The following is a 7,010-nucleotide window of genomic DNA, read 5'->3' on the forward strand; positions in this document are numbered from 1 at the left end:
CTCGCCTATACCGACATGAAGAGAGAGCCGCGGTTATACGCGGCTTCCTGGTGACTATTGCGCTTGCATCTGCACAGAATGACGCTGCTGGGTTAAATAACTGGGCTCTTGTGTGGTGATCTTACGTTTTGCAGGGACATCATAGGCATACACGTCATCACGAAAGGCCAATTCCCCTTCATCAGTGACCCAAGCCGTCTGGTAAATGGTCTGTACCGCTAAACGTTTTTTGAGCGGTACCCACTTGGTCTGGGTTTTATCAATATAGTACTGGTAATCGGTCAGCTGCTTACCCGATAAATCCAATAATAAGTCCGCCAGTTGCTCCGCTTGCTCGACACGGATACAGCCGGAACTAAATGCACGCCGTGACCGGCTGAATAAGCTTTGCGCTGGTGTATCATGCAGGTAGATAGCATTACGATTGGGCGTGTTGAATTTGTATTTTCCGAGGGCGTTGCCTCGACCTGGTGCCTGCTGAAGCCGATAGGGAAACCCGTCGACTGACACTTTTTGCCAATCAATCGAGCTAGGGTCAATCTGGGTGTCACTTTGCCAATTGGGCAAAATACGATATTGATGCTGAGACAAATACTCGTGCCCATCAACCAGCTTGGGCAAGATATCTTTTTGCACTATGCTCCGGGGCACATTCCAGCTCGGATTGAGTACCACAGAGTCGAGTCGTGACGAGAACAGGGGCGTGCGTCTAGATTGGCGACCGACCACCACCTTGCTTTCGAACACATTCTGATCGTTAGCCCACAGACGCATACGATAATCCGGGATGTTGACCACAATGCGATCCGGTTGTTGCTGGGGCCATAACCGTAACCGCTCCGCATTAAGCGCCAGCAGCCGGATCCGCGCCGACGCATCTAAATTAAGCCATTTCAACGTTGACGGGCCAATGATGCCATCCACACTCAGTCCGTGTTGTGACTGAAACCGTTTAACGGCATCGAGTAGATCGCCACCATATTGCACCGTTTTACCATCCAGTGCCTCTAACCGTTGACTGTCCCCCCAATATCCCTGCACCCRCAGGTTATCAACTAAGTTGAGCGCCAAGGGGATCGCTACCGCTTGGTCAGGGTAAATCAATCCATCGCTGGTCACGCTGGGCCACACTGAGCGGGCTTGACGTTGCAAGCGAACAATCTGCTTAATCAGCGCGGTATATTGCGGATGGTGAGGCCGAAGCTTGCGCAGAAAAGCGGGCAACGCCGGCCCCAAACCTGCTTGAAAAAAGGACGCTCGCTGAGACTCGGAGGGCTCGGGCAATGGCGTGTGATGCAAAGAGCCAAAAAACCAACGCATACCTTTATCGGACACCGCATCCAGGTAACTCATCAAGGCATACGCGGTGTCGGTAGCAAAAATATCATACGCGGTGTCGCTACCCTGCTGCCGGAGTTGGCGAAGTTGCCACGCGCGCCACTCAAATTCCGGACTGAAGCTGGCTAATGAAATCACATTAACTTGCGTTGCAAGCTCGTCCCGCGCTGAGTCCTGGGTCCAAAGCAGAGAAAACCCATTATCGAGATAGTCTTGAGTCAGCGCTGAGGGATAGGCCAAAACAGTGGCATCGGGGGCGGCCGACTCCAGCCAGTCGCGCGCATACTGATAGGCGCGTTGACGATGATCGTCAGCCGACAGGGCTTGCTCAGCCGACGCCGCTTGATCTGAGGCCGAATGCGCCAAGGTGGATGGTGCCAAAAACCGCATGCCACCGGCCTCGATCGCCTCATTTGCCACAACGGGGTTTACCCAAAAACAATATCCTATCAGAAGGTTAGCCAACCAGGCACCGTGCCTTCTCACCATACGCCCCTCCTCATCCATGCTTTAATTATGGCAAATTTTGCCCCCGTCTCGACAAAATCATCGCCTGATTTTTTCTCGCCCCCCAACCCGCAATGAAACAAAAAGCGGCAGCCTCTCCAGACTACCGCTTTTCACGCTACCATGCTTTCATTACACCAGCGTTATCCAATGATTATCCCATCGTACTGGCGTCATCTGATAATCGGGATGATGTGCGCTATCAAGGGTCACCATTTTGCCGCCCCCTGAACTTAAGTTGATCACATCACCGTCACGACTGGCACCAGAGGCATCCACTAATGGATGCAAACCTATCATTTTTTTCGTGTCTAATGACCAGACACCGTAGCAATTGCCTCTGGGTGAGGTCGCCACCACCCAACCATTGAGTGTCGCGATACTCGCCACATAGTTGTTAAATCGAGCCCATTGCTCAGGGGTGGCATTGAGCATTTTCATCGGCTCACCACGACGGTGAATGGCCACCAAGGGGGCACTATCCTGACCATGGTATTGCTGCCCCGTCACCACATAGCCCTCATCTGACACCATCAAATGACGAATACTCAGCTTTTTATTGGCTAATTCAGCACGCTCAACCACCTCACCCGTGTCGATGTCGATGTACACCAACGCCGGTGACATTGAATCGATGTTTAGCACGGTGCGGCCATCGGTATGCATGCCACCGACCCCCACCACCAGTGTGTTCGCATCCGCCAGCGCGATTTCATGAGGACCAATCCCAAAGCCGCTTATCTCACGCACTTTTTCCACCTGGCCGTGCTCGCTCAGTCGATAAACACCGACCACGCCCTCGCTGGTTTGACGTTTTCCTTCAGTGGTATATAACCATTGGCCATCATCAGAAATCACACCATGGCCGTAAAAGTAGCGTTCTGCGCTGGCCGCTACCTGTGACAACGTCACGCCACGTTGATAATCAAACACCTGCATAAAATTGCCGGGCCGACGCGCAAATGCCACACCCAGTGTCCCAACCTCTCGACGTTGGGCGGCGACACCATGGCCGCGCGCGGGTAACGGAAGACGGAAGACGGGCTGTCCCGTGCGGTCAGCGCCGACAACCGCGAACGAACCATCACTGCTTAGTGCACAGCCCAGTAAGTCGCAACGGTCGGCAGTAGGATTGCCGCGACAACCACTCAAGGCATTGACGACTGTAGGTAAAGCCGCCCCCATCAGAGCCGCTTTTAACAAGCGGCGTCGCTTTAAACTAGTCTCCATCTGATGCATTAAACCCGACGATAATACCTAAATCTTGGGCGACCTGGCCGCCAAGCACCAATTTGAGATACTCAAGATTATTGTACACAGTGAGCATATCACGGTACCCCGCAACGCTATTTAACCTGTCAAACAAAGGCTCACCATCTTGCGGCACGCTGTTATACGCCAACTGCCAATGCTCACCGACACGATCCGCAACCTCATCATAGCCTCGCGCACGGAGGGATTGTTCAATGCCACCCTCAGCGTGATACTGAGTTTGCATCGCTTTGATGCTTTGGCGTAACAATGTGAGAGAGTGCCGTGAGCGCCACGCTTCACCTTGGTAAGGGTTGGGAAAGCCCGGTTTACCCAGAGGGCCAGACAGTTTCTTCAGCACGTAATCCAGCTGATGGGTCAACGCACCGAGCTTTTCTGATACCGCCATCGAAGGCGGCATGCCATGCCAAGGGTTTTTCTGCCAAGCCGCATTGAGCGCTGATGCCGTTTGTTGCAAGCGAGCACTGACCGCCATCGCCACTTCACAGTGCTTCGGTTGACTTAAGTCAGCTTGCTGATCATAAAGCAACCACTCCATCGCGCCGACGCCTTGCACGGCCACACTTTGCTCAGCCAACGCCTCCGCGGTCCACTGTGTATCACTGGCAAGTAAAGCGTTTATTTTACGCCCAGTGGTGTTCTTTTTGTCAGGATAAAACTGAATACGCCAGCTTTGCGCCAAGGCGTCCTCAGACCCTTTCTCTACCCCTTGTAACGGCATCCACTTGGCCATCACTGTCTTCCACGCTTGGCGCGCATCATCAATAGGCGTGCCCTGAGTACAGACCGATTGCGTGGTCTTAGCTAGATCCGTGGTCGCAGAAAGAAACTGCTCACTTCGCTGCTTTTGTAGTTGCCATAGGCCATGATTAGGGCCGGTCTCGGTTTGAGATAGGCACCCACCGAGAAATACCGTGGCGCTCAGAGAGAGCGCGGCGATAGGATTGAGTCGAAAACGCATGCGACAAGACTCCAGCATATTGTTGTTATAATGAACGTAAAAACGCGATTAAGGCATCACGCTCCGCTTTCGGCATCGCCAGCACGCGCTGTTTCGCACTGGCGGCTTCACCATCATGCCATAAAATGGCTTCCATGAGGGTACGCGCGCGACCATCGTGCAGATAGGTGGCATCCGCATTCACTTCTTTGGTGTACCCAATGCCCCATAAAGGCGGTGTTCGCCACTCTCTGCCGTTGGCGATAAACTCCCCTCGATGATCAGCTAGCCCCGCGCCCATATCATGCAACAACAAATCCGTATAAGGATGAATACGCTGTTCACTCAGGGCGCTAAGATCGGGGCGTTTTGCAGTAGTAAACGACTCAACATGGCATGCATTGCAGCCGGCTTGAACGAAGGTATCTTGCCCCTTTTTCACTGCCGGATCCTGCATATTGCGACGCGCTGGCACCGCCAAATGACGGGCGTAAAACTCTACAAACCCGAGGATATTGTCGCTGACTTCTGGATCGCCACCATTGGGCATCTCGTCGCACACAGACTGTGACGGCATACAATTGTGGTGAGGAAACATGGAGGTGGTTAATCCCACATCGCCATTGAAGGCCGCGGCGTTTTGTTGGTTAACCGTGGGTAGCCCTGCCTTCCAACCAAACCGGCCAAGCGCAGTGCGTTGTTTTTCGATATCCCACACTTGATTTGGTCGTCCTGAAATCCCATCGCCATTGGCATCATCAGGATCAGCCAGGGCGTAAATGTCTTCCGCAGCAATGGACTCCAACAACCCCAATCCAATCATCGGAGGCGCAATCCGCGCCGACATCTGAACACTTTCTGCCATCGGCCCATAATTAAGATCGGTAACCGTTAAATGTGGCTGACGCAGAGTGACGGTCTCACCATCGGCAAAGGTCACGGGGACGGATGAATAGGTGATGGCGACCTTTCCTTCTGGCTTCGCGCCTGGCAGTGCAAAGTCTTGCAACTGCCCGCCGTAGTTTGGCTCGGGAATATTGCCATATTGGATCAATTTCTGCCGTTCTGCTTCGCTCATTGCCGGCACACTCAATCGCACCAACATAGACACGGCGTTGGTATCGCCAGGAGAAGGCGGGTGCCCACGGCCGTCTTTAATATGACAATTTTGACAGCCATTGGTATTGAACAAAGGGCCCAGCCCATCACGCGCATCGGTTGAAGCCGGCGAGCTCACCCAGGGGTTACGAAAAAAACTGTTCCCCACACTGAAGTCGATGCGCTCGCTCATGGGGAGGTTGGCGGCAGGTTGAGAAAAAGCGTTGGCACCTTCTTTACTCACCGTGGTGCGACCACCAGAGGTGCGTTCAAAAGCAACCGCTGACGCGCTCACCAAGGTACTGATGCCAATTGCACCGAGGTAAACAATGAATTTGGACTTCATGTTGTATCCTGACAAAACAAAAAGCCCCGCGGCACGGGGCTTAACATCATTAGCGGACAATTAGAATTGATGGTCCGCAGTATCTGGGTTGAGATTATCAATGCCGATGATTTGAGCGGCTTTCTCAATATGCTTGGTTTGGTCAACCAGTGCTGAGATAGAAGCATTAACCAGTTGGTTACCGTCTGTGTTGCCCGCCGCTATCAATTGATCAAAATGCACATTGTCTTCTTCCGCTGACACGACAAGTGTTTTTACTTGATCACGTGCTTGCTCAAAGCTTGTCTTGATCGCGCTTGCCGCGTCAGTGTCTTTATCTTTGACCAAATCGAGCACCGATGGCCCTGTCAGCTTGCTGCCATCAACACGCTGATAGGTTCCCATCATGACGTTATAGATGCCCTGCTCATTATAGAAATGCGAGTTGTGGGTATTATCAGAGAAACAATCGTGCTCATCTTCGGTCGAGTTGGCTTCCAACGCGACTTTCATGCGCTCACCCGCCAATTCACCCAGCGAGAGAGAGCCCATACCAAACAGCATTTTGCGTAGGCCATTCTCGCTTGAATCGGCAAGTAGGCTCGCACGATAGTTGTCTTTATTACCTTCGGCCCACTGATCGCGCATCCAGGCTAGATCATCCACCAAAAGATCGGCGGCTGCTTTCAAGTACGCGCGGCGACGATCGCAGTGGCCGTTCGTGCAGTCTTCCCCGTAAGCAAAGTCTGAATATGGGCGCTCGCCCGCACCTGGATTGGTGCCATTTAAGTCTTGCCCCCAAAGCAAAAATTCAATCGCATGATAACCGGAAGCAACGTTGGCTTCTGAACCGCCTACCTCATTGAGACTTGCCAACAGTTTTGGCGTAATGTCAGCCACATCTAAATCGGTCGCACCAATTTGAATACTCTGGTTGGCAATAATGTTTGCTGTCGCACCGGCATTACCCAGTTCGGCTTGGTAACCGTCTGCCACATAATCAATCAAGCCTTCATCCAATGGCCATGCGTTCAGCTGTCCCTCCCAATCATCCACAATCGCGTTGCCAAAACGGAACACTTCTGACTGCTGATAAGGGACTCGCGCGTCTAACCATGCTTTTTTTGCTGCCTGAAAGGTTTTTTGAGAAGGGCTGGCAGTAAAAGCCTCAATGGCCTCATCGAGCGTGACCGCTTTCGCGTGGGAATCTGCGAATACCGCATGCGCGATATCTGCGTAATGTTCAACAACGTCTTCTTGCGTCGCTGCATTAACACCCAGAGGTGCGGCAAATAAGGAAAGCGCAATCAGGTTACGCTTAAAAGGGGTCATTTCCATAATGCTTTGTCCTTCGCTTTGATATGAACAGTTATGATAACTATTATCGTTTGTATGCGAGAGATTCTAAGCATTATGTTACTAAATGCAACAAAGAATTGAGGCTATTATCAAAGCTGTGATCTCCACACTCCAAGCATGGTTTAATGCAACTTGTTGCAGCGCTGATCCGACCTCTTGACTGCTTAAATT

5 protein-coding genes are annotated in these 7,010 nt (G+C 52.2%); all 5 read right to left on the bottom strand.

Going from position 1 to position 7,010, the window contains the following annotated elements:
• Positions 1-54: 54 nt before the first annotated feature.
• Positions 55-1,827, bottom strand: coding sequence for a L,D-transpeptidase family protein (locus tag BZG73_RS06750; protein ID WP_158075274.1), 1,773 nt, complete (start codon positions 1,825-1,827; stop codon positions 55-57).
• A gap of 150 nt (positions 1,828-1,977) precedes the next feature.
• Positions 1,978-3,075, bottom strand: a complete 1,098-nt coding sequence (locus BZG73_RS06755; RefSeq protein WP_077667911.1) for a DUF1513 domain-containing protein — start codon at positions 3,073-3,075, stop codon at positions 1,978-1,980.
• Positions 3,065-4,078, bottom strand: coding sequence for an imelysin family protein (locus BZG73_RS06760; RefSeq protein ID WP_158075275.1), 1,014 nt, complete (start codon positions 4,076-4,078; stop codon positions 3,065-3,067). Before BZG73_RS06760 ends, BZG73_RS06755 begins: the two co-directional genes overlap by 11 nt.
• Positions 4,079-4,103: 25 nt before the next feature.
• Entirely contained in the window at positions 4,104-5,501 is a 1,398-nt protein-coding gene (locus tag BZG73_RS06765) for a di-heme oxidoreductase family protein (RefSeq protein WP_077667913.1), read from the bottom strand.
• A gap of 60 nt (positions 5,502-5,561) precedes the next feature.
• Positions 5,562-6,818: an imelysin family protein gene (locus BZG73_RS06770; RefSeq protein ID WP_077667914.1), complete on the bottom strand. Its 1,257-nt coding sequence runs from the start codon at positions 6,816-6,818 to the stop codon at positions 5,562-5,564.
• Positions 6,819-7,010: the final 192 nt, after the last annotated feature.

Origin of the sequence: Salinivibrio siamensis, assembly GCF_001996005.1 — a bacterium.
Taxonomy (GTDB): Bacteria; Pseudomonadota; Gammaproteobacteria; order Enterobacterales; family Vibrionaceae; genus Salinivibrio; species Salinivibrio siamensis.

Bases quoted from the DNA above. Each gene is read 5' to 3' on its own strand.
- BZG73_RS06770 (WP_077667914.1), bottom strand. From the start codon at position 6,818: ATGGAAATGACCCCTTTTAAGCGTAACCTGATTGCGCTTTCCTTATTT.
- BZG73_RS06765 (WP_077667913.1), bottom strand. From the start codon at position 5,501: ATGAAGTCCAAATTCATTGTTTACCTCGGTGCAATTGGCATCAGTACC.
- BZG73_RS06755 (WP_077667911.1), bottom strand. From the start codon at position 3,075: ATGGAGACTAGTTTAAAGCGACGCCGCTTGTTAAAAGCGGCTCTGATG.
- BZG73_RS06760 (WP_158075275.1), bottom strand. From the start codon at position 4,078: ATGCGTTTTCGACTCAATCCTATCGCCGCGCTCTCTCTGAGCGCCACG.